Below are 25777 nucleotides of genomic sequence, written 5' to 3'. Positions count from 1 at the left end.
TGTGATCGCCATTCTTAAGAATCGTAGAAGTCCTTTCTACTTAGCGACTACGTTTTTAATTCTTTTGTTATTCGCGTTGTTCGCTTCCACGCTCGCATTCATTTTCACCGGCGTTCTGATTTTAATTCTTCTCATACATCCGCTTCTATTGAACTGGATCGGAAAATTATACGGACAAGAAGACATCGCCGACGAGGTTCATTTCGCGAAGACAAAAGACGGATGGAACCTCGCGCTTCACAGACATATTCCTCCCCAACCCAACCGTCAACTCGCGCCCGTGTTGGTCGTTCACGGAATCGCGACGAATAAGTTCGTGGTCGATCTGGATCGAAGACATTCCCTTCCGTATTATCTCAAACTCAGAGGTTACGAGGTTTACGCGGTTTCTCTGAGAGGATGCGGACGTTCTTATCACGAAAGCCCGACGCGTTACGAGGACTTTACGTTCGACGATATCGTGAAATACGACGTTCCGGCGATGATCGACAAGGTGAAAAAAATTTCCGGTTCCGATCGTGTTTCGTATGTGGGACATTCGATGGGGGCGATGATTCTATATTCTCATTTTTGCATGTCCGAACACAAAAAGGACACCAAGGATATCGCCGCCTTTGTGTCGTTAGGCGGTCCGGGAAATCTGAATCATATCGGAATCACTTTGATCGGTCTTCTTTCCCGCTTTCCGCGCGCGAGAAAAATGTTGGATCTGAAATTCGGAGCTTCCATTCTTGCGCCCTTAGCCGGAGAATTGTATACGCCGATCGACGAAATTCTCTACAACCCGAAAGTGACTTCCTCCAAAACCGTGAAGAAGATCATGAAGAACGCGATCGAAAACATCAGCGACGGAGTCACCGAGCAGTTTATGCACTGGATCGAAACCAAACGGATGCATTCCCTCAACGGCTTTTACGATTACGTGGAACTTCAAAAAAATATTTCCGTTCCCGCTTTGTTTATCGCGGGGGAAAAGGACGTGATCGCGACTCCCGAGGCGGTTCGTTCCGTTTATGAAAACGCGGGTTCCAAGAAAAAAGAATTCAGAGTGATCTCCAAGGCGAACGGTTCTTCGGACGATTACGGTCACGCTTGTCTCGTGATGGGCGACCGCGCCGAAGACGACGTCTTTCAATACGTGGAATCCTTTTTGAAAAAACACGGACTTCGTTCCCAACCCGGAATCGCGGCCAAGATCAAGGAAGGGATTCTTTCTACGTTTTCCAGATTTCGTCGCTAAACTTCCGTAAATTTCGATCCATTCTCACCTAATATCTGCTAAATTTTTAGAAGATCTGATTTTCCAATGCCTGTTTTACGAGCATTTTATAATCCGAGGCTTTTAAAAACGTCTTTATTCTTAAAAAAAGGGCAGAATTCTCCGTATTTCTCCTGGTACGTTTCTTGCATTGTTGTAAGGGAAAGCAGAAGCGAATTCAAGGAGCCAATCCTTTCCTTGGAGTGCGGTATATGATAGATATAAAATTTGGTCAACGTAAGGTAGTCAGTTTTCGTGGGAGTCATAAGGTCGTCGGCGGCCTAACGGAGAAGAATAAAATCGATATTCTTCTCTATATCAGTAAGGAATTCTCTTCGGTCGACAAACACGAAGAACTTTATGAATCCGTAATTAACATTTGTAAGGACATCTTCGAGTGCGATAATACGACGCTTAGAATTTGGAAGGACGGTTTTCTCGTTCCGGTTCGTTATCTTTTGGAAACGACTCCGCCGAGAAGAAGCGTCACACAAGACGAAGGTTATTCCGGTCACACGTTTAAAACGAAGTCCTCTCTTCTCGTTCAAAATCTCGCGTATCATCCGGAATACATTGACGAGGGAGAATCCACCCTTTCCGTAATGTGCGTTCCCATCCTTTACAAGGACGAGGTTCTCGGTACGATCGCGGTCGAATCCGAACACAGCTTTTTTTACATCGAAGACGATGTCGAAATTCTCGAGGCGCTCGCGGCGCAACTCGCCCTCGCTTTGACTTCCGTTCGTTTGATCGAAGGTCTTGTGGAAGCGAATCAACGGGAAGCCGCGATTCTCAAACAACTCGAGTTCGATATGAAGATGGGTCGTAACGTTCAAAGTCAGATCATCAACACGAACATTTCTCCTTGGAACGGAATTCATTTCGGAACCTACTACGAACCGATGACCGAGGTTTCGGGGGATTACTTCGACGTTGTGCGTCACGGCAATGCGATCACGGTCATCATCGCGGACGTTTCGGGTCACGGGATTCCCGCGGCTCTGGTTACGATGTCGATCCACTACCAATTCAGAAGATGTACTTCTCTCGGTCTGGGTCTTACCGAAACGTTAACCGAACTCGGAGAATCGATTCGTCCTCAACTTCCGGACGGAACGTATTTCACCGCGTTTATCCTGAGAATTTACGGAGACTATTCGTATTCTTACGTGAACGGTGCGCATCAAAAGCTGATTCATTTTAGAAACGATACCGGCGTGATCGACGAACTCGATTCCAACGGAGTTCCTATGGGAATTTTCGAAGTCAGCAGAAGCAACTTCGAGGAAAAACACGGACGTATCAATCCCGGAGATATTCTCATTCTTACCTCGGACGGAATCGTGGAACAAAAAAATCCGGAACGTCAGGAGCTCGGCAACACTCGCTTTTTGGATTGGGTGCGTCAGGAAAAAAGAACGCTCGAAGAACAAAGGGATCGTATCTACGTCGCGGATCTTGTGGATTCTTTGATCTCGCGTTTCAAACGTTACAAAGGCGACGCGAGAAACGGGGACGACATTTCGATCATGGCTCTTCAGTGTAATCCGCTTTTGAACAAGGCCAAGTCGATGATGAACGTCGCAAAAACCGCCGCGCGCGAAAAGAACGATTCTCTCGCGTATGATAAGGCCTTGGACGTTTATTCTTTGGACGATTCGATCAAGGACAGTCTTCTTCTTTTGGGAAGAATGTACTACAGGGACCGCAACTTTCCGAAGGCGATTCAGTTCCTCGATAAGTTCGTAAAAACATCGGGAGAAGATTCGGCTTACATCCATTATCTGATCGGACGCGCCTACTACGAAACGGATAATATCAACGAAGCGAAACGTTCCCTCAAACGTTCTCTTGCGATCGATCACACGTATTCGAAGGCGAGTCTTCGTCTTGCAAGATGTTATCTCAAGGAAAACCAAAGTCCGAAGGCGATCAAGGTTCTTCAGCAGGGAATCAAAAGCGCGCCTACGAACGAATATCTAAAGATCTCTCTCAAGAAACTGGAAGATCTCATGCGTAAGAAAGAAGATTCTTCTCCCGATGGAGAGGAAGAAGCGAAATTAGCCGTTTAACCTCGGCTCGATCTAAACAAAAAAAGGAGATTAGCTCTGCATGCGTTGGTACTTTATATTAATCCTCGCCTTGTTGACCACGGGAATCTTTGCCCAAGAAACGCCCGTAACCGAATCCGTCGCTCCTACACCGGACCCCGCGATCACAGCGGTGAGCGCCGACATCGCAACTTTAAGGTCCGAGATCAATTGGCTCTGGACTTGTATCGCCGCATTTATGGTCTTTTTTATGCAGGCTGGATTCGCTTACGTGGAAGCCGGTTTTACCCGCGCAAAAAACGTGGTGAACATTTTGATGAAGAACTTCATAGACTTTTGTCTGGGTTCTATTTTCTTTTGGCTCGTCGGATTTTCGATCATGTTCGGTCCTCAACTTTTTCCGGGTTTCGGAATCGGTATGCCCGGTATTGCGGAGAATCTGATCGTTAAGGACGGAGTTCCGGATAGATGGGGATTCGCATTCTTTATCTTTCAGATGGTGTTTGCCGGAACGGCCGCGACCATCGTTTCGGGTGCGATGGCGGAAAGAACCAAGTTCGTTTCTTATATCGTCTTTTCGGTTTTGATGACCGCGCTCGTATATCCGTTCTTCGGTAGTCTTGCTTGGGCGGGACTTTGGGGACTCGGCAAGGGATTTTTGGAACAACAAGGTTTTATCGACTTTGCGGGTTCCACCGTGGTCCACTCGGTCGGCGGTTGGGCCGGTCTTGCGGGAGCTTTGATTCTCGGGCCTCGGATCGGCAAGTACCAAGACGGAAAATTATTTCCGATTCTCGGTCACAATATGTCGATGGCCGCGCTCGGAGTTTTTATTCTTTGGTTCGGTTGGTTCGGGTTTAACCCGGGTTCCACGACCTCGGTCAACGGAGGAAACTTCGCCGTGATCGCCGTAACTACGAACATGGCCGCGGTTTCCGGAGCGTTGGCTTCCATGATCGTCACTTGGATCATGTTCAAAAAACCTGATATAGGTCTTTCGTTAAACGGCGCGTTAGCCGGTCTTGTCGCGATCACGGCTCCTTGTGCGAACGTGAGCATCTCTTCTGCGGTCATCATCGGTTTTATCGCGGGAATTCTCGTGGTGCTCAGCGTATTGTTCTTCGATAGAATTCATATCGACGATCCCGTGGGAGCGGTTTCGGTGCACGGAGTTTGCGGCGCTTGGGGAACTCTTGCGGCGGGATTGTTCGCGCAGGAGAATTACGGCGGAATCAACGGTCTCTTTTTCGGAGGAGAATTGAGCGTCGTTCTGACTCAGTTGACCGGAATTGGAATCGCGTTCGTTTGGTCCTTCGGCGTAAGTTCGATCATCTTTCTGATCTTGAAATACACTCTGGGTCTTCGGGTTTCCGAGGATGAAGAAATTACCGGTTTGGATATTCTCGAACACGGAAACGAGGCGTATCCGATTTCTAAGTGAGAATGGAACTTTAAAAACCATTTCGTATTAGCGCCGGAAAGGGTTCGTTTCCGGCGTTTATAATTACGTTGACGGAATCCTTTTCGGTCTCAGATTTGATGCATGAGCCACTTCTGGGGCCGGGTTTCCAAATTCTTTCTTTTAGCGATCGTTCTTCTTTTCGTTTCGAACTGTTTCGATTACGAGGAAACGCTCACGATCAATCACGATTTTTCGGGAACATTAGAAGTTTCTTATGTGGTTCCGACCCGCAGAAATTCGGACGAATCTCTCATTAAATTCTTACCCACTCAAAAAGACGAAATTTTAGGAAGATTGAACAAGGGATTTTTTTCCAAAAACGTTTCCCTCAAAGATTACACGTATCAAAAAATCGTAACGCCCGAAACCGATCCGAGTTTGTTCCGAGAAAAAGCGAAGGTTTATTACAAGGTGGAATTTCAGGATCTTTCCCAGATCGAAGACGCGATGTTGGGTAAGGTGCAGATTCGTAAAAAAGGAAACACGGTTTACGTAAAACGGGAGATCCCGACGATCAGCCGCGGGCCGGAAACGTTGAAGAAGGACGGAGAAAAGAAAATTTATTCCGAAACGCTTCGATTGTTGAGAACGAGTTCCATTCTTTTTAAGGTGAACTTTCCGATTGCTTCCGTTTGCAGATCGAATCGGGGAGACGTGAATCTAGGAAAACTCAGTTATCGTCTTCCGTTAGCCGAAACGATCGAAAAGACCGGGAACAATTCCTGGGATTATAGAATCACCGTCATCTACTGATCGGATTAGGAAACGCCCTTTGTCCGATCCGATTTCGGTTCGAGCTTCAATAAAGACGCGAGCCGAGAATCGATTCTTTTTAAACTTCCCGTTTTCGTGTCGACCGCGGCGTAGATCAAAATCCCCGAACAGATTAAAGTAGTATCCCGAAAGACCGCGATGTCCCAAGAAATTTTCACGCTGCTATAAGAACCCTTAACGAAAATCTGAAGTTCTTCATCGAAACGAGCCTGCGCCTTATAGTCGATCGAAGTATGGATGACGTGAAAGTCGATTTCGTGTGTGGAAATCGAATCCCCGTAGGGAAGACCGTGCGCGCGGAAATATTCCGTGATCGCGACGTCGAAGTAGACGAGATAATTCGCGTTGAATACGATTCCTTGCGGGTCCGATTCCGCATAACGCACTCGGAGAGTGTGAAAAAATTCGAAATCTTCCTTTGAAATTTTAGAAGCCATGGATCGTCGTCCTTGATTGTTTCGTATCGTCGGTCTGATTTTCTTATCGATCTACAAAAGATTCAATTTTTTGCATTTATCGCCGAAGAGTAAGAATCCGTTTCGATCCTCTTCCGTCACTTTGTAGTGAAGTTCTCTTGTGAGATATTCTCGGACCACGGATTCGGGAAGCCTCGATTCGTGCGAAATGATTTCCTCTATGTGAGAAATTCCATATTCCAAAGATTGAATGAAGAGGGAATCTTCCGCTTCCAAAGGTTTTTTACTCGCCCAAAGCGCGAAGATAAATCCGAGACCGGTGATCTCGTTCCACCATTGCGCTAAGTCCTTGACCTCGTAAAAATCCGGATTCCATTTTGCGAGAAGCGCGTTGTCACCGAAAAGCATATGAGATCCGATTCCGTTTTCGATCTGTTCCTGAATCGTATTCGAATCCGTAGGTCGTACGTCCGGCACGACTCCGCTTTCTTCGTGAACGAGAACTCTCACTAAGGACATGCTCGTTTTCGAACCGTTGTCCGTAAGAATCAAACGCGGCGGAAATTCTTCCCTTTTGTTTTTAAAGAATAGAATGGATCTTACTTTTTCTCGCGCGCATACGCCGGTCGCGTAATACGTGTTGAGAATTTTTTCGTTGCGAAGACATTCGATGGAAGAGATCAAACCGAGATCGATTTCTCCGTTTAAAAGATAGTCTTTGAGTATTGCGGGATTGTCCGAAACGATTTCGTGTTTATTGTCTTGTTCGAATCCCCAGGTCAACGGTCTTGCGTTTAGATGTTTAACGATTCCTATTTTCAACGGTGCTCTCTTTCTAAAAACTCCAATAAGATCGGGTAATCCCGTTCTCCCATATAAAGGATCGCGGAGTGGTTTCCGGCGGGAACGGCGGCTCCTTCCAAAAAGAACAATTCTTCCCCGACTACGAAATAATGGATTTCCTGCGCGTCCAAAAACGATTTCACGATGGACAATAACATCGGATCGGAGGTTTCCCATCGGGCCGAAAAATCGTCTTCGTTTTCTTCTTGGTTTCTTTCAAAGGGTTCCATAGGGACTCGAAAATATTGCGGTTGAATTCTATTTTTTATACCGTCTAATTTTATCAATGGTTTTCAACGAGAAAGTTACCATCTCTCTGAAATTGAACGACCTAACTATGGAATACGAGGATCTACGAAACTATCTAAATTCGCATCTAGAAAAAAATCCTACTTGTATCGTATTGGATTTCTCCCAAATCGAAGTGATCTCCTCGGTCGCTCTCGGAATTCTGGTGGGATTTACCAATCGTGTTCGCGGTCTGGGAATCGAAGTGGAGACACAAAACGTTTCTCCTCGTCTGAAACAAATCCTAAGACTTGTATCTCTTGACAGAGTTTTCGGCTCTTTATAAACCATTCCATACTATGACAGAAAGCCAATTCGGGATGACGACGATTTCCGACGAGGAATTTCAATTTATCAAATCCCTCATGTATAAAGAAACCGGGATATTTCTCGCGGATCATAAAAAGATAATGGTTCAATCCAGACTCAACGGAAGGGCGAGGCATTTCGGATTAAAAACCGTATCCGAATACATCGGAAGATTGCGCGCGGATCACGGTTTTTTCAACAGCGAACTCACGGAACTCATCAATCGAATCACAACGAACAAAACGGATTTCTTCCGCGAGAATCATCACTTTGATTTTTTAAAAAGTACGTTCTTCCCTTCGGTGGAAGAAAAGGCCGCAAAGAGCGGAAAAAAAATCCTGAGAATTTGGTCCAGCGCCTGTTCGACGGGAGAAGAACCGTATACGATCGCGATCACTTGTCTCGAATATTTCGCGTTCAAACCCGGATGGGATATTAAGATTTATGCATCCGATATCGATACGAACGTAATCAACACGGCTAAGGAAGGAATTTATCGGGAGGATCGTCTTCAACCGGTGGACGACAAACTCAAAAATAAATATTTTACCAAACACAAGGATCCGGAAAGGGGAGAATTATCCTATCACGCCAAACCCGAATTGAAGGCGCTGATCGATTTTAGAAAAGTGAATCTTTTGGAAACCCCGTATCCGATTCCCGAAAAGATGGATTGTGTGTTTTGTAGAAACGTAATCATCTATTTCGACAAACAGACTCAGAAAAAAATATTTGAGAATTTTGAAAAGGTATTAAAGGATCGAGGTCTTCTTGTGATCGGTCATTCGGAAACCTTGTTCGGAATTTCGGAAAGTTATAAGTTTCTCGGACATACGATTTATTAGAAAAAACCCGTGATTTGATCTTGGCGATCTGTCGGAGTTCCGACAAGATTGTGCCATCGAAGTCGGCTTGACCGTATGCAGTTTTTCTGATATTAGGATTTTGCCGGAAATTTCCCACAAAGCCAAGAACTCAGCGCCTCGCTCTCTATGGATCGCTCGTCATCACCACCACCCAAACTCGGGTGGGGGCCGCCTTTCACGAAAAATCCGTCGGAACTACGACAAAGTCTCTCTGTTCGATTCTTCGCACGACTTACTTAAATTCTTCCCAGATACGAATCCATTCCTTCTGCATTTCGTAGGGTTCGTAGATTACAATTCTTGAATTTGCTAATACGTCCAAAAAACCGGCTTCGTTCGGAAATCTCGGAACGATATGCGCGTGGATATGAGGAATCGAACCGCCAGAATTCTTCCCGATGTTATAACCGAGATTGAAACCCTGAACGTTCCAAAGTTTTTTAAGAATCGAAATCGCCTTCACGCTACCTTCGTGAATTTCAAGAGCCTCTTCTCGAGTGAGTTCTTCGTAGGAAAGAATATGACGTTTCGGAAAAATGATCAGATGTCCTGGATTGTACGGATAAAGATTCACCGAAACGATCGTAAGAGGGGATTCCGAAATCGTGAGATTGGGAACGTCCGGATCCTTTCTGCAAATTCCGCAAAGGATACAATCCACTTCGGGTCTTTTCCCTCTCGCATAATCCAGCTTATGAATTGAAAAAAGATTTTTCCGAGGTTCGTCCCATTGCGTAGAATTCGATTCTTCCATTGACCCTAGAATAATCCCGCGCTCGTCCGTGTCAAAATAGAATCTCCTTGCAGGACCGGCACTTCGGAAAAGAATGGAACGAGATTGGAACCGGTTCACTATTCAGTTCAAGGAAACGATATTCTTCGAATATTTGCGGAGAATTTTTCCAAAGACGATTCCGTTTTATTCTTAGATGGAACCGCGGGAGAAGGCGGACATAGCCTTCTCTTCTTGAAAGAATTTCCCAAATCCAAAGTCATACTCTGCGACCTAGACCCGGTCATGTTGTCGAGGGCCCGCGCCCGTCTTTCCGATTTTGCGGAACGAGTGATTCCGATCGAAACGAATTTTTCGGACATCGATTCGGATCTTTTAAACAAACACGGAATCACCGAAGCGCCTCAGGGAATTCTTTTGGATCTCGGGATTTCCACATTTCATCTTTTTCATTCGGGAAGGGGATTCAGTTTTCGGGAAGCGGAACCGCTTGACATGCGACTTACTCCGGACGGTGGACTCAGCGCCGAAGACGTAATCAACACGTATTCCAAAGACAAGTTGATGCATATCTTTTATACGTACGGCGAGGAACGTTGGTCCAAGAAGATCGCCGAGGTCATCGTAGAAAGAAGAAAACAAAATTCGATCTCTTATACGTCCGATCTCGCGGATCTCATTTCCAAAATCATACCGCGTAAGTTTTGGCCTCCCGGAAGACATCCCGCGACTCGGATCTTTCAAGCGCTTCGCATCGAGGTCAATCAGGAGTTGGCCCATATCGAAAGAGGACTCGATTCTCTTTTGAATCTTTTGCGTTTGGGCGGGGTGATTCAAGTCATCTCGTTTCATTCTCTGGAAGATAGAATCGTAAAAAATTCCCTTCGCGATTATGCGAAACAAAACGGTTTTGAACTTCTCACCAAAAAACCGATTCTTCCCTCCGAAGAGGAAACAAGGGAGAATCCGGCTTCCCGTTCCGCAAAATTGAGAGTGCTTAGAAAAACGAAATCGGTCGATAAAAAATATAGAAAGGAAGATTTCGAGGAAGAGGAAGAATAGATGTCGTCGCTTTCCGCGTTTTTCAGTCGTCCCGTTTGGAAGGATCTCGGAATTTTATTTTGGAATCTGGGCAAGGTCGTTTTGTTCCTAAGTTTATTCTTTCTTTATGTTTGGCAGAACGTCCAGGTCGCAAGACTCAACCGCGAGATCGGAATCGCTACGGGCGAAAAAATCAAACAGATCAAAAAGAACGACGACTTAAAGATCGGAGTCGCCACTTATACGTCCGCAAGAAGAATCGAAACCCTTTATAGAAAAACATACAACTATCTTCCCATCACCGTGGGGGATAGAATCATCACGTTGAATTTACCTCCCGAAAAGAACGAAGACGAGAATGAAGTTAACCAGCCTTCTCCATAAATTTCCGGAACTCAAAATCAGATCGCTTCCTTCGGATAAGAATCCGGATTCGATCGAAGTCGATTATATCCAATCCGATTCGAGAAGGGCGAACGAATCCGATATCTTTTGCGTCGCCGATTCGATCGGTTCCAAAAGGGAAGAATTCATAACGAACACGAAGGCTTCCCTGATTTTGTTAAGCGAAGACGCGATGGTCGCGGTCGAAAAGGGCGCGGTTACGAATTCGAACTTGCAAAATGAAACTTCGACTGCGATCGCAGGTTCAAACGATTCCACTTCGTCCTTTAAGATTCCTTCTTCCAAAACCGTTTTGGAATACAAAGGCGATCCCGAACAACTCCAAGGTCCGATCGCATCTTTCTTGTTAGGCGATCCATCCAAGGATTTGGAAATCGTAGCCGTGACCGGAACAAACGGAAAAACGTCGCTTACGAACATTCTTTTCGCTTTGGCAACGGATCAGGGAAAAAACTGCGGACTCATCGGAACGATCGGAGTGAAGTTCGGAGATCGGTTGATCGACACGGGTTATACGACGCCCGACGCTTCTTCCTTAAATCTGATTTTGAAACAGATGAGGGATTCGGGCGTAACGACGGTATTTATGGAAGCGAGTTCTCACGGACTCAAACTCGGAAGAATGAACGGGATTGCGATCAAAGCCGGAGTTTTCACCAATCTCACTCAGGATCATCTCGACTTTCATTCCGATATGAACGATTACTTCGAAAGCAAGTTTCGTTTGTTCGAAATTCTGGACCGATCCAAATCTCCGTTTGCGGTTTTGGATTACGCTTCTCCGGGCGGTCAAGATTTATATGATAAAATTCTAAACAAGTTGGCGGGTTTGTCCGTAGACGCGTTAGACGGTCCTTCCAAGGAATGGAAGGTCGACGATCTTTCTTTGACGTTGCAGGGAACTTCTTACACGATCGTTTTGCCGAACGACGTAAAAGGACAAACCGAAGGCAGCGAATGTACGATCCATACCAATCTTTTGGGTTCGTTTAACGTGCGTAATACGGCTCTCGCGTTTATCACGGGCGCTCGGTTGGGTTTGGATCTTCAAAAGATGCTTTCTTCCTTGGAAAAAATTCCTCAGATCCCGGGGCGATTTCAGATCGTTTACAGCAAAGACCGTTCTCGGATGGCGGTCGTCGATTACGCGCATACTCCGGACGCGCTTGAAAATATAATCTCCAGCGTCAGGGATTCTCAGCCGAAACGTTTGATCACGTTGTTCGGATGCGGAGGCGATCGGGACAGAACCAAACGTCCTAAGATGGCGCGTATCGCGGAGGAACTTTCCGATCAGGTCATTCTCACTTCGGACAACCCGAGAACCGAACCGCCCGAATCGATTTTGGACGAGATTCAAACCGGGTTTTCTCCGGGTTTTAAACCTCTTTTACGCGAGGTCGATCGGGCCCGTGCGATCGCCGAAGGAGTGGCGGCTTTGCCGGAAGGCGGTTGTCTTCTTGTGGCAGGAAAGGGACACGAAGAATATCAAATCATCGGTAAGGAAAAACGCCGTTTCAGCGATGTGGAAGAAGTTCAAAAAGCGTTCGGTCTTTTTTAAAAATTCTCCGATACAAAAAAAGAACACTCCGTTTTTTTGAAAACAGGGCAGGCAAAATGTTTTATTATCTCTACGATCTTTACTTCAATCACTTGGATTCTCTTCGGATTTTCAGTTACGTTACCTTCCGCGCGTTGATGGCGGGTTTGACTTCCATGCTCGTTACGTTTTGGCTCGGACATAAGGTCATCGACTTTTTATACGGTTTGAAGTTTAGGGAATCGGTTCGGGACGACGGTCCTAAATCCCACGAAGCGAAGAAGGGAACGCCGACGATGGGCGGTCTTTTGATCATCGGTTCGCTTTTGCTTTCGGTTCTGCTCTGGGGTAATTTAAAGAATTTGAATGTTCTTATGCTCGCCGGTTTTTCTCTTTGTTTTTCCGCCTTGGGTTTTGCGGACGATTATATGAAGTCCGTCAAAAAGATCAAGGGGGGAATGCGCGCGAGAACCAAGTTCGTTCTTTCGATTCTGATCTCTCTGGCTTTTTGTATATTATTCTTTTATTATACGGGTGTGACCCCGTTCGGACATTCCGGTAAAATTCCTTTTCATCTGACGGATCTGTTTTTTCCGTTCGTAAAAGGCCCCGTGATCGCGTTAGGCGTTCTTGCAATTCCCTTTTCGATCATCGTGATCATCGGTTCTTCGCACGCCGTAAATCTTACGGACGGTTTGGACGGACTCGCGACCGGAACCGTCGCGATCGCAGTGGTAACTCTCGGAATCATCGCGTATTTTTCCGGAACTCCGATCGTCGCGAATTACTTGAACATTCCGTATCTTCCGGGCGCTCACGAATATTCCGTTTTTCTTTCCGCTCTTGCGGGAGCTCTTTTGGGTTTTCTTTGGTTCAACGCGCATCCGGCTCAGGTGTTTATGGGCGATACAGGTTCTCTCTTTTTGGGAGCGACTCTCGGGATGGTCGTCATTCTTTTGAAAAAGGAAATTCTTCTTTTGATCTTAGGTGCGATCTTTGTCAGCGAAGCGCTTTCTGTGATTCTTCAAGTCGGTTCGTTTAAACTCACCGGCAAAAGAATCTTTAAGATGGCTCCTTTGCACCATCACTTCGAGTTGGGCGGCGTGAAAGAAACCAAGATCGTGATCCGTTTCTGGATCATCGCGGTCATTCTCGCGATCATCTCCTTATCCACATTGAAAATTCAATGATCGATTTTCTCGCAAGAAAGTGGAGGGAGGTTTGGCTTCCGGGAAAGAATTCTCTGGACGTTCTTTTGATCGTTACGATATTCATTCTTCTTTTCACCGGACTTTGCGTGATGTATTCCTCTTCGAGTATAACCGCTTGGAGAGAATTTAAGGATTCCGAATATTTCCTAAAAAAACAGGCGATCTGGACCTGCATCGGTCTCGTATTTTTCTTTTTCTTTTCGGCGTTTCCGTATCAGAAGCTCGAAAAACTCGCGTTAGTCGGAATGATCGTCGCGATCGGTCTTTTGATTTTGGTTTTTATTCCCGGAGTCGGTAAGTCCGTTTCCACGTATTACGGAAGAAATTTCCACAGATGGATCGCGATCGGTCCGTATCAGCTACAACCTTCCGAGATGGCAAAGGTCGCGGTTCTCATTTATCTCGCTTCTCTGTTTCAAAAGTTGAAGTTGGAATCCACTCCCGATTACAAAAAGCTTCTGATTCCCACCGTGCTTTTGTTGACCGTCATCGTTTTGATTCTCGTGGAACCCGCGTTCGGAACCACTCTTGAAATTCTATTCGTCATTTTGGGTTTTATCTTTTTATTCGGATTTCCGTTTCGGAATCTATTGGTTGTGGGGATCGTTTCTCTTCCTTTGATCTACATTCTGATCGATCGGGTGGGTTATCGTAAAAAACGCGTGGAGGTCTGGCTCGATCCGTATCGTTATCGTTTCGACGAAGGCCATCAGCTCGTAACGTCTTTTCGCGCTTTTTTGGACGGAGGCTGGTTCGGAAATAAATTGGCCTCGGGTTACGCGCATCGATATCTAACATACAGCCATACGGACTTCGTATTAGCGACGTTTGTCGAAGATTTCGGTTTTTTAGGGTTTGCGACTTTTATTTTTCTCGTCCTTCTTTTGTTATTCCGAAGTTTTTATCTCGTCCAAAAGGTCAAAGATCCTTTCGGATTTTATTTGGGAGCGGGAATTCTGATCATCTTAGGAACGCAGTTCATCATCAACATGTTCGTAGTGACGGGAATCTTTCCGATCACGGGGATCAGTTTGCCGTTCGTGAGTTACGGAGGATCTTCCATTCTCATCGTGTTGATTTCTCTTGGAATTCTTGTCAATATTACGCGAAAGGAAAACCTGGGTCTATGAGATCGATCGTAATCGCGGCCGGCGGGACCGGCGGACATATTTCACCGGGCGTCGCCTTGGCGGAAGTATTGACCGAAATGAAGGAAAAAATCGGATTCGAAAATTTATATCTTTATTCTCTCGTAAGAAATCGGAACAACCCGGATCTGGAACAGGCTCCTTGTCCCGTTCTTTGGCACGACCTTCCGCCTCTTTCGAGCAACATTCTGCTGTTTCCTTTTCGTTATACGTATCAAATACTCAAGACTTTTCTTTTATTCAGAAGATTGAATGTGGATGTAGTCATCGGAATGGGCGGTTATTCCACGGTTTCCTCTATTCTTTATGGAATCGTTTTCGGAAAGAAGGTTTATCTCTGCGAACAGAACACGGTTCCCGGAAACGTAAACCGTTTGTTTTTCCGTTTTGCGAACAAGGCCGCCTTCAGTTTTCCACCGAAGAATTCGGCGATCCCGTGCGATTATCAAGTTCTCGGAAATCCTCTTCGAAAGAAGACGATTCCGAAGATGTCCTTAAAGTTCTCCGAAAAATACGATACAAAGAAGAAAAAACAATTCAACGTTCTTGTGATGGGCGGAAGCCAAGGCGCGAGACAGATCAACAACATCGTGGTCGCGTTGATGGGTCACGAAGAGATCAACACACAGTTTCGATTTCGCGTATTGACCGGCTCCGCGTTGTATGAGGAGGTTTCCCAAAAAACCAAAAAGGACGCCGAACTCATCTCTTATTCGGACAATATGAAAGAACACTACGAATGGGCCAACTTCGTGATCGCACGTTCCGGTTCGGGAGTTCTTTCCGAATGCGCCGCATTCGCATTGCCGATGATTCTGATTCCTTATCCGTACGCAAAGGACGATCATCAGATGGCCAACGCGAAGTACTTCGAAATGAACGGAGCCGCGGTCGTCATCGATCAAAAGGACGAGGACGAATCCCATCTTTTTCGGATTTTGGATCAAATGGCGAATAACGTGAATTTGTTAAACGACATGTCGATCAGTTCGCTTCAGTGTTCCCACGTCGAAGCGTCCAAAGACACCGCGAAATATTTTTTCTCCCTCGATTGAAGATGAACTCCGATTGGAAAAACTTTCAAAGACCGTTCTTTCTCGGAATCGGCGGTTCCGGAATGTCTTCGCTCGCATTTCTGCTTTTGAGCAAGGGATTGAAAGTGGGCGGCTACGATGGAAAACATTCTTCCGTTGTGGAAAAACTCGTATCGGACGGCGGGACCGTTCTGCATAAATCCGATACGCTTTCGGTGGAGAATTACGATCTCGCCGTTTATTCCTCCGCGATCCGATTGGATTCCCATCCGTTGGTCAAAAAATTTCGCGATCGGGGAATTCCTTTGGTGCACAGATCGGAATTGTTGCATCAAGTCATGTCCGAAAAAAAACAAATCTCCGTCGCGGGTTCGCACGGTAAAACGACGACGACCGCGATGACCGCGTTTCTTTTGGAACGATGCGGGATGTCCCCGTCCGTGATGGTGGGCGGAGAGGTCGCGTTTTTAAACGGAAAGGGCGGCTTTTGGGGCAAGGGAGAATGGGGCGTTTTCGAATCCGACGAGTCCGACGGAACATTCAACAATCATAATGCGGAAATCCGAATTCTTACGAACGTAGACGAGGATCATCTCGATTATTATCAGACAAGGGAGAATTTGTTAAGCGCATTCGCCCGTTATATGGATCGTACGACTCGGAGACTGATACTCAACTTGGACGATATCGGAATCGTGGATTCTTTGAATTTGATCGGGGATCGATCTAAAATCTTAGGATTCGCGAAGGAAGAAACGTCGAACGCGATCGTATCGACCCTCGAAGATTCTCGCGTGGCGAAATATACGATCCGAGACGGGATTTTGTTCTTTCGCTTTCAAAAAAAAGAATATTCGTTTTCTCTAAAATATCCCGGGGAACACTATCTGAAAAACGCGCTTGCCGCTGTTCTCGCAGGTCACGAGGCCGGAGCGGACATCGCGGAACTCGTATCGAAGATCCCGGATTATTCCGGCGTCAGCAGAAGACTCGAATACATGGGAAGTAAAAACGGAATCGAGGTCTACGACGACTACGGACATCATCCCACCGAGATCAAAGCGGTGATCCAATCCATGGAAGGTTTGAAAAAAGACGGAAGGGCCATCATTCTGTTTCAACCCCACCGTTATACGCGCACTCAAAATCTTTATCGGGAATTTGCGGAAAGCCTCGATACGGGAGAAACGGTTTATCTTTTGCCGATCTATTCCGCGGGGGAAGACCCGATCGACGGAGTCAAAACGGAACTCATCGCGGATGCGATGAAGGTTTCCGCGAAAATTCTTCCCAAAGAAATCGAAGAAGGGGTTTCCGTCCTGAAAAATTTTCTAAAACCGGGAGACAAGTTCGTGACTCTCGGAGCGGGAAACGTCCGGGATTGGGGACTTGCTTTTTTAAAAGATTAGAATATTCTAATTTAGAGATTCGATTCGGATCAGAAGATCCTTCTTCTCGTCCGGATCGGTAGTCATCTCCAAAACCTTTTTGTAGTCGGCCTTCGCTTCTTCCTTTTGGTTCAATTCTTCGTAGGCGTTCGCTCGAAAGAATAAAACCGAGGACAAATCTCCGCTCGGATATTTGGATACGTAGGCGTTGAACGTCGAAACGGCGGACTTGAAGTTTCCGGTTTCTAAATAAGAAATTCCTAAATTAAACAACGCGTCGTGTTTTTTATCTGCGTTTTTGGGATCGTTGGATTCGAGAGCCTTTTGAAAAAATTGGATCGCCTTCGGATATTCTCTCGCTTCGAAATAATAAACTCCGACTTGAAAGTTGGCTTTGATTCCGTTCGGGTCCTTGGATAAAACGTCGAGATATTCCTTTTCCAAGTTTCTACGTGCGTATGCTCCTCGAAGCAACTTGAGAATCATCTTCGTATCGGGCATCCCCGTGATCTTATCGATCAGACTTCCGTTCCGATCCAAAAAGAGAATCGAAGGATAACCTTTGATTCCGTATTTGCGTTTTAAATTCGGAAACGTATCTCCGTCCAAAGAAAGAGCGACGAACTTGGAGAGTTCGAGTTGAACTTCCTTTTTCGGATAGATTTCATTCTTCAGAGTTTTGCAGTAACTGCACCAATCGGCATAGACGTCGATGAAGATCGGTTTGCCGTCGGCCTTCGCTTTTGCAAACGCGGTCTTAACCGATTTTTCCCATTGGATTTCGGCGGCGACGGGGGAAACGAAAAGGATCAGCAAAAATACGGAAACTGGAAAACGTAGATTCTTCATTCTCAATCATCAGACTCTTTTGCGAACGCTTTAGCGAGCGTTTTCTTTTGGAAGAATCCCAAAAATACGGTTGTCGGAGAACATGAGTCCCGGAAAACTAGGGGCAGATTTTGTAAAGGAAACCCGGACTCATGGAATTTTTATTACAGTTGGAAAGCATTCTAAAAAAAAGAAAACAGGATCTTCCCGATAAATCTTATACCGCGGATTTATTCCGAGGCGGGGTGGATCGAATTCTCAAAAAAGTCGGGGAAGAGGCCGGTGAGGTCATCATCGCGGCTAAGAATTCCGACAAAAAAGAACTCACACACGAAGCCGCCGATCTTCTGTTTCATCTGCAAGTGTTGCTCGTCGAACAGGGAATTTCTCTGCAAGACATCGTGGAAGAACTTCGCAAACGCCATTCTTAAAATGGATCTTCCGGCGATCGTCTTTTTTAAAAGAATTTCCGGAAGAATCGTCCTTTCTCTTTTTTTCCTTTTACTTTATATCTTTCTTTTTTATCAAAGCGCTTGGCTGAGCGACGATTCGTTTATCACGTTTCGCGTAGTCGATAATTTTTTGAACGGTTTCGGTTTGCGTTGGAATCCTCTCGAAAGGGTTCAAGTCTTTACGCATCCGCTTTGGTTGTTTTTGTTGATTCCGATCGAGTGGGCGGTTCGAGAGATTTCTATTTCGGCGTATCTGCTTTCTTTTGTCTGTGGAATTCTTTTTTTATCCGTTTATTGGTTTACGTTTTTGAGGGTTAAGAACGGCCTTTTGTGGATCGTCTCGTCGTTCGGTGTATTTTTTTCTTCTCGAATATTCATAGATTATAATACTTCAGGGCTTGAGAATCCTCTTTCATTTTTACTTCTTTTGATTTTTCAGATTAAGTTTTATTCCTTGTATGCGGGTCGGGAATCGATCGAAACGGAAAAGGAATCGACGGAGTCGGAAAGGAAGCCGATTGAAACGATTCGAAAAGACTCGATAGAAATCGGATTTTTATCCGCGCTTTTGCTTTTGACCCGTTTGGATCTGGGTTTGTTTTTGATTCTTCCCGGTTTTGTTATTTTGGGGAGAATCTATCGGGGCAATCGCATTCCATTTTTGAAATATTCCTTTTTAGGAATATTCCCCTTGGTTTTTTATTTTGGATTTTCCCTCGTTTATTACGGTTCTTTTTTTCCGAACACCTTTTACGCAAAGACAAACGTTTTATCGAGTTTTTCGGAAAGAATCGGAGCGGGTTGGGATTATCTGCGGATCAGTTTGAAATGGGATCCGATCGTAATTTTCGTTTTCGGTCTTCATTTTTTTTGGATTTTCGCGGATCTTGCAAGTCCGGTTCTACGCCGATTTTTAAAGTTTCGATGGAAGTTATCGAAAGAAGAACGCGCGATTCTCGGTTTGAACGCGGGTTCGATCGCACTCGCGTTTTTGTATCTCCTTTGGGTCGGAGGGGATTTTATGGCGGGGAGATTTTTGGGAACCTGTTTGATTCTTTCCGTTTTTTCCCAATGTCTTTTCGGGGTTCTCCGTGTTGAACAATCGAATTTGAATATTCAAAAAATAACATTCGTTTTTTGCGCGTTTGTCGCGTTTTATTTTTTGGCGCACCCGGCGAGCCCGTTTCGTTATACATTTGTGAGATCTCCGGTTCGAGTGGAGAAGGGCGTGGTGGACGAAAGGGCTTCGTATCAGGACAATTCTTCCCTAAAACGTTGGTTACAAGGGGTGACTCCGGAAACACATCCCTGGGCCGTTTATGGTAAGAAGATCGGTTTCCCCGGTTCCGTCGCAGAAACAAACGAACACGAAGTAATGAACGAACTTACCGCAACAAACAAGCGAAGCGTAACAAACGAAAATGCGGAAACGATCGAGTCGATTCGAGTCCGACGAAATGCGGCGACGGAAGTGGAACCCGCACAACGTGTGCACGTTACGACCAATGTCGGTTTAGCGGGTTATTACGGAGGGCCGGGGGTTCATTGGATCGATCTTTTGGGAATCATCGATCCGTTTTTGGCGCGTCTGCCGGGTAAGGGTTTTCCGGGTCATTACGTTCGTCTGTTGCCTCAAGGTTATAAAGAATACATCGAGGAAACCGCGGCTTCGCTTCCGAACCCATTGCTTGATCATTTTTATTACGAAGTCCGATTGTTAAGCGAAGAGGAACTTTGGACGAAACAACGTTGGGCGACGATATTAAGCTTCGCTTTTTTAGGAAAAGGAAACTTCAAGGCAGTGGCCGAAACCGAAAAAGGTTTTTATTATCCGTTCGATTTAAAAGCGTATCGAAACACACTCTACGGTTTTCCTTATGCGAATAAGAACGACGAAGAATTGAAACAACTTTTGATTCGGGAATATTTCGGTCGAGTTCCGACAACTCTTCCGTGAAATCAAGCGCGCCCCGCCCGAAAACTCAATACATCGCTCCCTACGGGTCGCGACGTAAAGCGGTGGGTGACGAGCGACCATAGGAGCAAATCGCTGAGTTTAGGCGGCGGGAAGTTTTACGAAAAATCCAAATATCATAAAAAACATCCTCGATTCAACGAAAAAATAACCGCAAAAAACGTAGGAACTCCTGCGGAAAATGGAGTGCCTATATTTCATGGAATTCTAATATTCAAAAAGAAGAATGGACTTGGCAGGCGTGACGACCTGAAAGATGTTCTTGCTCGGCGAATTTTTGTTCAGCGCATCCTTCGGGAAACGCACCAAAAAACGATAGATATGTTCCGTTTCCGCGGTCACGTCGGAATCGTAAAGAATCGTTCCCGACGGATAAACGCCGGGCGGAACGGTGTGATACGGATATCCGAACGTTCCATAAACCGGAAGCGCGGAAAATCTGGAATTACGAACCCTCGCGGTAAACGTCTGCGCGTAATAACTCCAAATTCTTTCGGAAGCCTTATCGTTTAAGGAAAATTGAAACTCCAAAAACTCGGGCAAAACCCTCGTTTCGGGAACGATCTGAAACAGAATATAAATCCCTTCGTTTCCGTTGAGAGAGTTTACTTCTTTCCATCGATCCACTCGATCCTTGGGGATTCGAGAAGCCAGTTCATTTTTGAGGTCCTTACGAATTTCGTCCAAATCCTCTTTTTCGATTTTGGACGCGGAAACGTAAAAACCCGCGCCGTAGTAGGGAAGTTCGGCGAGACGGTTCGGTTCTCCCTTGAGCTTTAAGGTTTTGCCCGAACAGTCTAAAATAAAAATAAAATATAAGAATATTATAAAAAACGAAAGTTCTTTTCGCGCAAATTCGGCCTTCTCCGCCGGAATCGGATTTATACGATCAGTTTGGTTCCGCACGAAGGACAAAATTTCGCTCCGTAAATTTCGATTTTAAAACCGCATTCGTGACAGTATTTGGTGAGAATTTCTCCCGAACTCGGAGAAGAAGCCTGAATCGGTTTCGGAATGTTTTGCGCGATGACTCGGATCTTCTCGTCGAAATCTTCCAGATCCTTTACGATTCCGGAAGAGATGTTTTGAAATTCCGTTTCGGTAAGTTTGCCCGTATCGAATTCGATTTTGATGTCCCGTAAATTTTCGAGGATGACTTCGCGTCGATTGATGAGTTCCTGTTTTTCGGATTCCGTTTCGGAAGCCTTTGCGTTGATCGCAAAACGAACGTATAAAAACGGGGAAACTACGATTCCTAAAAGAACGATATAAAACGGAATGAGTAAAAGATCCATTACTTCTGTTTTTCCTGTATTTCGGAAAGATATCTATGAAAAGAATCTTCGCCTTGTTTGACGGTTTTGTCCGACTCGAGTTTGGCCGCGTTCGGGTTTTTACGTTTGATGTATAAGTAGATAAAAAGAATTCCGAGTAAACCCGCGAGTGCGAGGCTTAGGTTGATCCAAGTCGAATCGGGAGTCGCAAGAATATTCTCCCCAAAACCGAAAACGACCGAGTTCGCCATTCCGGTATTTCCTGCTTCCACGAACTTTTGAATCACCGGATCGGTCAGGGCTTCTTCTCCGAAACCGTTGACCATCTTGTTTACGATTACGTCCGCGCTTTCTCCCTTTTGAATCCGATTTTCGATAAACAGTTTCAGTTTTGCGGAAACGGTACAATTGTTAAAGGAACAACTTTTGATCGTAATCGAAGGAATACAAATACAACGGATTCTGGACGTGACTTCGTGAAAGGTTCGGATCTGATCCGGTTCGGTGAGATTGGTGAACGTGGAATCCGGGGAAACGTTCGAAAGTCCAAGCGCGGGAAGAACTCCAACCGCGCCCAAAACGGCCAAAAACATTATAAATTTAGAATATTCTTTTTTCATGATCTGGATTCTCCGATCGGAAGAAGAATCAAAAGACCCGAAAAGAAAAAGAGCAAAGATCCGGCCCAGATGAATTTTACGAGAGGGTTCACCCAAACTTCCAAGTTGGCCACGATCTGTCTCGGAAACCGGTTGAAGTTTTCGAGTTTGCGGACCGGTTGATTCTCGTTCGTAAAAAGATAATTCATAAACAAAAGAGGAAGATCCGGATTCTCATCCGAAAGATCGGAATGTTCGATCGCTCCGAGTTGTATATAAAGATCCTCTTTCGGCGTGGAAGTGATCGCGGGTTCGCTCGTGGGAATATGAGTTTCAAAGTCTCCGCTCAGGTGGGAGATCTGCGGATAAAATCTTCTTTCGGTAACCATCGTGGAAAATTCTTTCAGATGACGTTTTACCAAAAACGTAGCCTCGTGCGAAACGATCACGTTCTGAATGTTGAGTCCGTTCTTTGCGTCTCCGTTTACGAGAGGTTTGATCTTCAGCGTGTTCGCGGAGATTTGATAGTTTCCGAGAACCCCCGTGTCCTGGCTCGAATAAACGATCTCGTTTTTTTCGGGAGCGTTTAAGAAGTAGAAAAACTTAATGGACGTGTTTTGTTTAAACGCGTTTCCCGCAAAGCCGATAAAAAGAATCACCATCGCCAAGTGAACGAGATAACCGCCGTATCTTCTTTTGTTTTTCAAAAGCATTCTAAAACCGGCAAAGAAATAATTCTCACTCGGATAAGAAGCCTTTCTGGCGACGATCCCTCTGTGATATTCCTGCGCGATTCCCGCGATCGTAAAAATTCCGAGACCGACCGCGACGACCGAATATACTTCTCCCAAAACGTCTCCGAGGCTATAATCGCTGATCGTAAAGTTCTGCGTATAAAAAAGAATGTAAGCGCCCGCGCCCGCGATTCCGACTAACAACGGTTTGAAGAGAGTGGAAAAGAAAATCTTATCCGCGCCCTTTCTCCACGCAAGAAGCGGAGCAGAACCCATCAAAAGGATCAGAAGAATTCCCGAAGGAACCCCCCAAGAATTGAACCAAGGCGCTTTGAATTCTCTTCCGTAAAGAAGAGGAGAAAACACTCCGAGAAGAATCGCAAGGGTTGCGATCACAAGAAGGAAGTTGTTGAATAGAAAACTTCCTTCCTTGGAAGTCATCGCTTCGAGGTTGCGCTCCGGTTTGAGCGCGTCCCTGCGATAGATCAAAAATCCGAGAAAGAAAAAGAAGCTGACTCCGATGTAGATGATAAAAGGGGTTCCGATCGTGGATTTGGAAAAACTGTGGGGGCCTTCGAGAACTCCGCTTCGTGTGATCCACGTTCCCAATAAACAAAAATGGAACGCGAGAATGATCAAAAGCATATTCCAAAACTTTAACATTCCTCTTCTTTCCTGAATGATCATGGAATGAAGAAACGCGGTCGATAAAAGCCAAGGCATAAGCGATGCGTTTTCGACCGGATCCCAGGCCCAATAACCGCCCCAACCCAATTCTTCGTACGCCCATTTGGAACCGAGAAGAATTCCCGTTCCCAAAAAGAACCAAGAGAAGATCGTCCATCTTCTTACGAAACGAAACCAGTTTTCGGAAAGATGTCCCGTGATCAGAGCCGAAGCCGCGATCGCAAACGGAATCGCAAAACTGACGTAGCCGATGTACAAAATCGGAGGATGGATGACCATCGCCCAGTGTTGCAAAAGAGGATTGAGTCCTCTTCCCGCCACGGCCGCGGGTTGAAACTCGCGGAAAGGTTGCGCGTCCGGATAAAAAACGGCGAGATACGAAAAGAAAGCCGCGATTGCGGCTAACGTAAGATTCATGACGGGAATTCTATCCTGAACGAGTTCGCGGGTTTGCCACAAAACGATAAACGTGAACAGGGAAAGAAGAAGATTCCAAAAAATAAGCGAACCGGAGGAACCCGACCAGATTCCTGTAAGTCTGTAGAACAACGGAAGGTGTTCGTTCGAATGCATCACGACATAGTAGTTGGAAAGATCGGTTCTGAAAAGTTGAACGAGAAGAACTATAAACGCGAGAAGAATGACGGCGGTGTTGGCCATCAAAGTATATCGTCCGAGTTCGACGGCTTGTTTGTCGTCCTTCCAGATTCCGTACGAGGTTTGAACGATCGAAAAAAGAAGAATCGCGAAGGAGGTTATGATGCAAAGTGCGCCGAAATCATTCATATTAGAAAATTGGAATCCTTTTTACTTGTTTTCTTCCGAATAATCGGCTTCGTATTTGGAAGCGCATTTCGCTTCCACGTGATTGGAGACGAGAACCCCGTCCTTCATATAACCGTCGACTCGGGCTCTGGTTCCTTCCTTAAAGGCGTCGGGGAGGAGGGATTCTCCCGTAAAAAAAACGGGGATTTGTTTTTCGTTAAATTCTAAGATGAACTTCGCGGTTTTGCCTTCCCGAACCACGGAGCCCAACTTCACAAAACCTCTCACTCTCAAAAGGTCGTCGTTGTATTTGGCGGGGGAAGCGGCGAGTTCGGAAGCGTCGAGAAGTGTGTAAGAAGTTTCCTTGGAAGAGAAATACGCGATGGAGCCGAGGGATAAAAGGATGATCCCTGCGAGGACCGTAAATTTGATGTTCATCGTTAAAGTTCCGATCGATTGTTTTTGTTTTAGACCATGAAATCAGAACGGACGGACGGAGAAAAGTGGAAATATCCCCGTTTTATTCCATTCTAAACCCGAATCAGGAATTTCGGATCTTATGAACGAGAATTCCGATCCATTCCTTGATCGAGATCGTCGAGTTTTCGAGGCAGGAAGTGGATGGAAAAAAGTTATCCAAGGTCAGAACCGATTTCTGCGTTCTAAAGTCCGTGGGATACGGAATGATCGTGATTCCCTTTTCCTGAAAGATTTCCACGGATCGTTTCATATGAAAGGAAGAAGTGACCAAAATCACCGAGGTCCAACCGTGCTCTTTGAGTAACTCCACCGCAAAACTTTTGTTCTCCGCCGTGTTTCTACTCTTCGATTCCAGGATCAGGGAAGAATGGGGAATTCCCATCTGTTTTAAAAATCTTCCGGCCGGTTCCGACTCGGGGACTTCCTGATAAAAAAGATTTCCCGAACCTCCGGAGAATAGAATTCTCGGGGCCTTTTTGGCGTTGTAAAGTCGCACCGTTTCGGTGAGTCTTTCGGCGCTGTTGTAGAGTTCCACGGGTTCGTCGTGAACGCTCAATGTGGAAACCATTCCGCCTAACACGAGTATGACGTCCGCCTTCGGAACTTTTTCGAGCGAAACGGGCGGATAATAAATTTCCAAAGATCGGATGAGGGTTTGCGAAACCGTGCTCGTGGATAAGATCCAGAGAAACAAAACCGGAATCCAAACCGAGAATTTTTCCTTCCAGGTCCTAAGTTTGGCCCCGACGAAAAGAAGAATCACAAGAACCAAGGACAAAGGAAACAATACGAGCGTAACGAGTTTGGAAATCGAAAATAAGATTGTGGACATGAATGGATCGGGACGACCGTCCCGTTCTCCTTATTGGATTAACGAAACGATTCGGAGTTATTCGAGCAGTTTTCCGCCGACGGCCCAGTTTTCTTTGGCGACTTCTTCGATTACGATGTAGGTAACCGCGGGAGGTTTACCGGCGACTCTGTGTAAGGTTTCGGAAAATTCTTTTACGATTTCCTCTTTTTGTTGGCGCGTAAGAGGACCGGCGACTTGCAGATTTACGTAAGGCATGGGAAACGACTCCGTTTAGATTGAAGAGAAACGATTTGGAAGCGTCGCCGCTTTTACGCGGGCAACGAACGAGGCCGTTTGCTCTTTTCAAATCAAAGAAATCCTCGGCGAAATTGTAAATCGGTTTTCGGATTTCCGAGAATGTTC

The 25777-nt window shown here is 45.7% G+C and carries 27 protein-coding genes; 15 read left to right on the top strand and 12 right to left on the bottom strand.

Translation table 11 applies throughout. The annotated features are described in order from the left end of the window. The first annotated feature begins 1 nt into the window (after nt 1). The 4 genes from LEP1GSC052_RS10425 (at nt 2) to LEP1GSC052_RS10410 (ending at nt 5524) form a co-directional block, all read left to right on the top strand. Nucleotides 2–1240, top strand: a complete 1239-nt coding sequence (locus LEP1GSC052_RS10425) for an alpha/beta hydrolase (protein ID WP_010575739.1) — start codon at nt 2–4, stop codon at nt 1238–1240. Nucleotides 1241–1470: 230 nt separating this feature from the next. Next, nucleotides 1471–3330, top strand: coding sequence for a SpoIIE family protein phosphatase (locus tag LEP1GSC052_RS10420; RefSeq protein WP_010575738.1), 1860 nt, complete (start codon nt 1471–1473; stop codon nt 3328–3330). A 40-nt stretch (nt 3331–3370) separates the two neighbouring features. Beyond that, nucleotides 3371–4750, top strand: coding sequence for an ammonium transporter (locus tag LEP1GSC052_RS10415; protein WP_010575737.1), 1380 nt, complete (start codon nt 3371–3373; stop codon nt 4748–4750). A 102-nt stretch (nt 4751–4852) separates the two neighbouring features. Continuing rightward, nucleotides 4853–5524, top strand: a complete 672-nt coding sequence (locus LEP1GSC052_RS10410) for an LIC11874 family lipoprotein (protein ID WP_010575736.1) — start codon at nt 4853–4855, stop codon at nt 5522–5524. 5 nt (nt 5525–5529) lie between these two features. Here LEP1GSC052_RS10410 and LEP1GSC052_RS10405 read toward each other — a convergent pair whose 3' ends face one another. From LEP1GSC052_RS10405 to LEP1GSC052_RS10395, 3 genes are read right to left on the bottom strand one after another with little or no spacing between them, the layout of a single operon-like run. Next, nucleotides 5530–5982: an acyl-CoA thioesterase gene (locus LEP1GSC052_RS10405; protein WP_010575735.1), complete on the bottom strand. Its 453-nt coding sequence runs from the start codon at nt 5980–5982 to the stop codon at nt 5530–5532. Between the two features lie 51 nt (nt 5983–6033). Next, complete coding sequence (locus LEP1GSC052_RS10400) at nt 6034–6783, bottom strand: menaquinone biosynthetic enzyme MqnA/MqnD family protein (RefSeq protein WP_010575734.1); 750 nt, start codon at nt 6781–6783, stop codon at nt 6034–6036. Further along, complete coding sequence (locus LEP1GSC052_RS10395; protein ID WP_020985663.1) at nt 6780–7034, bottom strand: hypothetical protein; 255 nt, start codon at nt 7032–7034, stop codon at nt 6780–6782. The genes LEP1GSC052_RS10400 and LEP1GSC052_RS10395 overlap by 4 nt, the downstream gene beginning before the upstream one ends. A 92-nt stretch (nt 7035–7126) precedes the next feature. Here LEP1GSC052_RS10395 and LEP1GSC052_RS10390 point away from each other — a divergent pair, with 92 nt between their 5' ends. Beyond that, nucleotides 7127–7378 (top strand): STAS domain-containing protein, encoded by a 252-nt coding sequence (locus LEP1GSC052_RS10390; protein WP_244265278.1) that lies wholly within the window; start codon nt 7127–7129, stop codon nt 7376–7378. Between the two features lie 13 nt (nt 7379–7391). Beyond that, nucleotides 7392–8246 (top strand): CheR family methyltransferase, encoded by an 855-nt coding sequence (locus LEP1GSC052_RS10385; RefSeq protein ID WP_040912953.1) that lies wholly within the window; start codon nt 7392–7394, stop codon nt 8244–8246. 253 nt (nt 8247–8499) lie between these two features. Here the strand turns inward: LEP1GSC052_RS10385 and LEP1GSC052_RS10380 are convergent, their stop codons facing one another. Beyond that, complete coding sequence (locus LEP1GSC052_RS10380) at nt 8500–9021, bottom strand: HIT family protein (protein ID WP_010575730.1); 522 nt, start codon at nt 9019–9021, stop codon at nt 8500–8502. Nucleotides 9022–9057: 36 nt separating this feature from the next. Between LEP1GSC052_RS10380 and rsmH the strand changes: the two genes are divergently transcribed. The 7 genes from rsmH to murC are packed head-to-tail and all read left to right on the top strand — an operon-like array spanning nt 9058 to nt 16788. Then, nucleotides 9058–10062, top strand: coding sequence for a 16S rRNA (cytosine(1402)-N(4))-methyltransferase RsmH (gene rsmH, locus LEP1GSC052_RS10375; RefSeq protein WP_156892116.1), 1005 nt, complete (start codon nt 9058–9060; stop codon nt 10060–10062). Beyond that, complete coding sequence (locus LEP1GSC052_RS10370) at nt 10063–10425, top strand: hypothetical protein (RefSeq protein ID WP_010575728.1); 363 nt, start codon at nt 10063–10065, stop codon at nt 10423–10425. Continuing rightward, on the top strand, nt 10400–12007 hold the full coding sequence (locus LEP1GSC052_RS10365; protein ID WP_010575727.1) for a UDP-N-acetylmuramoyl-L-alanyl-D-glutamate--2,6-diaminopimelate ligase: 1608 nt from the start codon (nt 10400–10402) through the stop codon (nt 12005–12007). Before LEP1GSC052_RS10370 ends, LEP1GSC052_RS10365 begins: the two co-directional genes overlap by 26 nt. 56 nt (nt 12008–12063) lie before the next feature. Next, nucleotides 12064–13176, top strand: coding sequence for a phospho-N-acetylmuramoyl-pentapeptide-transferase (gene mraY / locus LEP1GSC052_RS10360; protein WP_010575726.1), 1113 nt, complete (start codon nt 12064–12066; stop codon nt 13174–13176). Continuing rightward, a complete protein-coding gene (locus LEP1GSC052_RS10355; RefSeq protein ID WP_010575725.1) occupies nt 13173–14327 on the top strand; it encodes an FtsW/RodA/SpoVE family cell cycle protein in 1155 nt (384 codons plus the stop codon). Before mraY ends, LEP1GSC052_RS10355 begins: the two co-directional genes overlap by 4 nt. Continuing rightward, a complete protein-coding gene (locus LEP1GSC052_RS10350; RefSeq protein ID WP_010575724.1) occupies nt 14324–15400 on the top strand; it encodes a UDP-N-acetylglucosamine--N-acetylmuramyl-(pentapeptide) pyrophosphoryl-undecaprenol N-acetylglucosamine transferase in 1077 nt (358 codons plus the stop codon). The genes LEP1GSC052_RS10355 and LEP1GSC052_RS10350 overlap by 4 nt, the downstream gene beginning before the upstream one ends. 2 nt (nt 15401–15402) lie before the next feature. Continuing rightward, complete coding sequence (murC, locus tag LEP1GSC052_RS10345) at nt 15403–16788, top strand: UDP-N-acetylmuramate--L-alanine ligase (protein WP_020985538.1); 1386 nt, start codon at nt 15403–15405, stop codon at nt 16786–16788. Nucleotides 16789–16794: 6 nt separating this feature from the next. Here the strand turns inward: murC and LEP1GSC052_RS10340 are convergent, their stop codons facing one another. Further along, complete coding sequence (locus LEP1GSC052_RS10340; RefSeq protein ID WP_010575722.1) at nt 16795–17616, bottom strand: tetratricopeptide repeat protein; 822 nt, start codon at nt 17614–17616, stop codon at nt 16795–16797. Nucleotides 17617–17747: 131 nt separating this feature from the next. Between LEP1GSC052_RS10340 and hisE the strand changes: the two genes are divergently transcribed. Both hisE and LEP1GSC052_RS10330 read left to right on the top strand, forming a co-directional pair. Further along, entirely contained in the window at nt 17748–18026 is a 279-nt protein-coding gene (gene hisE, locus LEP1GSC052_RS10335; protein ID WP_010575721.1) for a phosphoribosyl-ATP diphosphatase, read from the top strand. Nucleotide 18027: 1 nt separating this feature from the next. After that, complete coding sequence (locus LEP1GSC052_RS10330) at nt 18028–20004, top strand: hypothetical protein (RefSeq protein WP_020986022.1); 1977 nt, start codon at nt 18028–18030, stop codon at nt 20002–20004. A 225-nt stretch (nt 20005–20229) separates the two neighbouring features. On the opposite strand, the gene LEP1GSC052_RS10325 is transcribed toward LEP1GSC052_RS10330, so the two are convergent. The 7 genes from LEP1GSC052_RS10325 to LEP1GSC052_RS10295 form a co-directional block, all read right to left on the bottom strand. Then, the gene (locus LEP1GSC052_RS10325; RefSeq protein ID WP_010575720.1) at nt 20230–20937 is read right to left on the bottom strand and encodes a hypothetical protein; all 708 of its coding nucleotides are present in this window, start codon (nt 20935–20937) and stop codon (nt 20230–20232) included. Next, nucleotides 20904–21317 carry a zinc ribbon domain-containing protein gene (locus tag LEP1GSC052_RS10320; protein WP_010575719.1) on the bottom strand — a complete coding sequence of 138 codons (414 nt, stop codon included), beginning with the start codon at nt 21315–21317 and terminating at the stop codon, nt 20904–20906. Before LEP1GSC052_RS10320 ends, LEP1GSC052_RS10325 begins: the two co-directional genes overlap by 34 nt. Continuing rightward, complete coding sequence (locus LEP1GSC052_RS10315) at nt 21317–21916, bottom strand: cytochrome c-type biogenesis protein (protein ID WP_010575718.1); 600 nt, start codon at nt 21914–21916, stop codon at nt 21317–21319. The genes LEP1GSC052_RS10320 and LEP1GSC052_RS10315 overlap by 1 nt, the downstream gene beginning before the upstream one ends. Then, on the bottom strand, nt 21913–24102 hold the full coding sequence (locus LEP1GSC052_RS10310; protein WP_010575717.1) for a heme lyase CcmF/NrfE family subunit: 2190 nt from the start codon (nt 24100–24102) through the stop codon (nt 21913–21915). The genes LEP1GSC052_RS10315 and LEP1GSC052_RS10310 overlap by 4 nt, the downstream gene beginning before the upstream one ends. 21 nt (nt 24103–24123) lie before the next feature. Then, nucleotides 24124–24519, bottom strand: coding sequence for a cytochrome c maturation protein CcmE domain-containing protein (locus LEP1GSC052_RS10305; RefSeq protein ID WP_010575716.1), 396 nt, complete (start codon nt 24517–24519; stop codon nt 24124–24126). 103 nt (nt 24520–24622) lie between these two features. Then, the gene (locus tag LEP1GSC052_RS10300; protein WP_010575715.1) at nt 24623–25393 is read right to left on the bottom strand and encodes a YdcF family protein; all 771 of its coding nucleotides are present in this window, start codon (nt 25391–25393) and stop codon (nt 24623–24625) included. 57 nt (nt 25394–25450) lie between these two features. Continuing rightward, nucleotides 25451–25630, bottom strand: coding sequence for a tautomerase family protein (locus LEP1GSC052_RS10295; protein ID WP_010575714.1), 180 nt, complete (start codon nt 25628–25630; stop codon nt 25451–25453). Nucleotides 25631–25777 lie beyond the last annotated feature (147 nt).

The sequence above is a fragment of the Leptospira kmetyi serovar Malaysia str. Bejo-Iso9 genome, assembly GCF_000243735.2.
GTDB classification, from domain to species: domain Bacteria; phylum Spirochaetota; class Leptospiria; order Leptospirales; family Leptospiraceae; genus Leptospira; species Leptospira kmetyi.
Note: the sequence above shows the minus strand (reverse complement) of the source record. Positions and strands in the feature narration are given on the sequence as shown.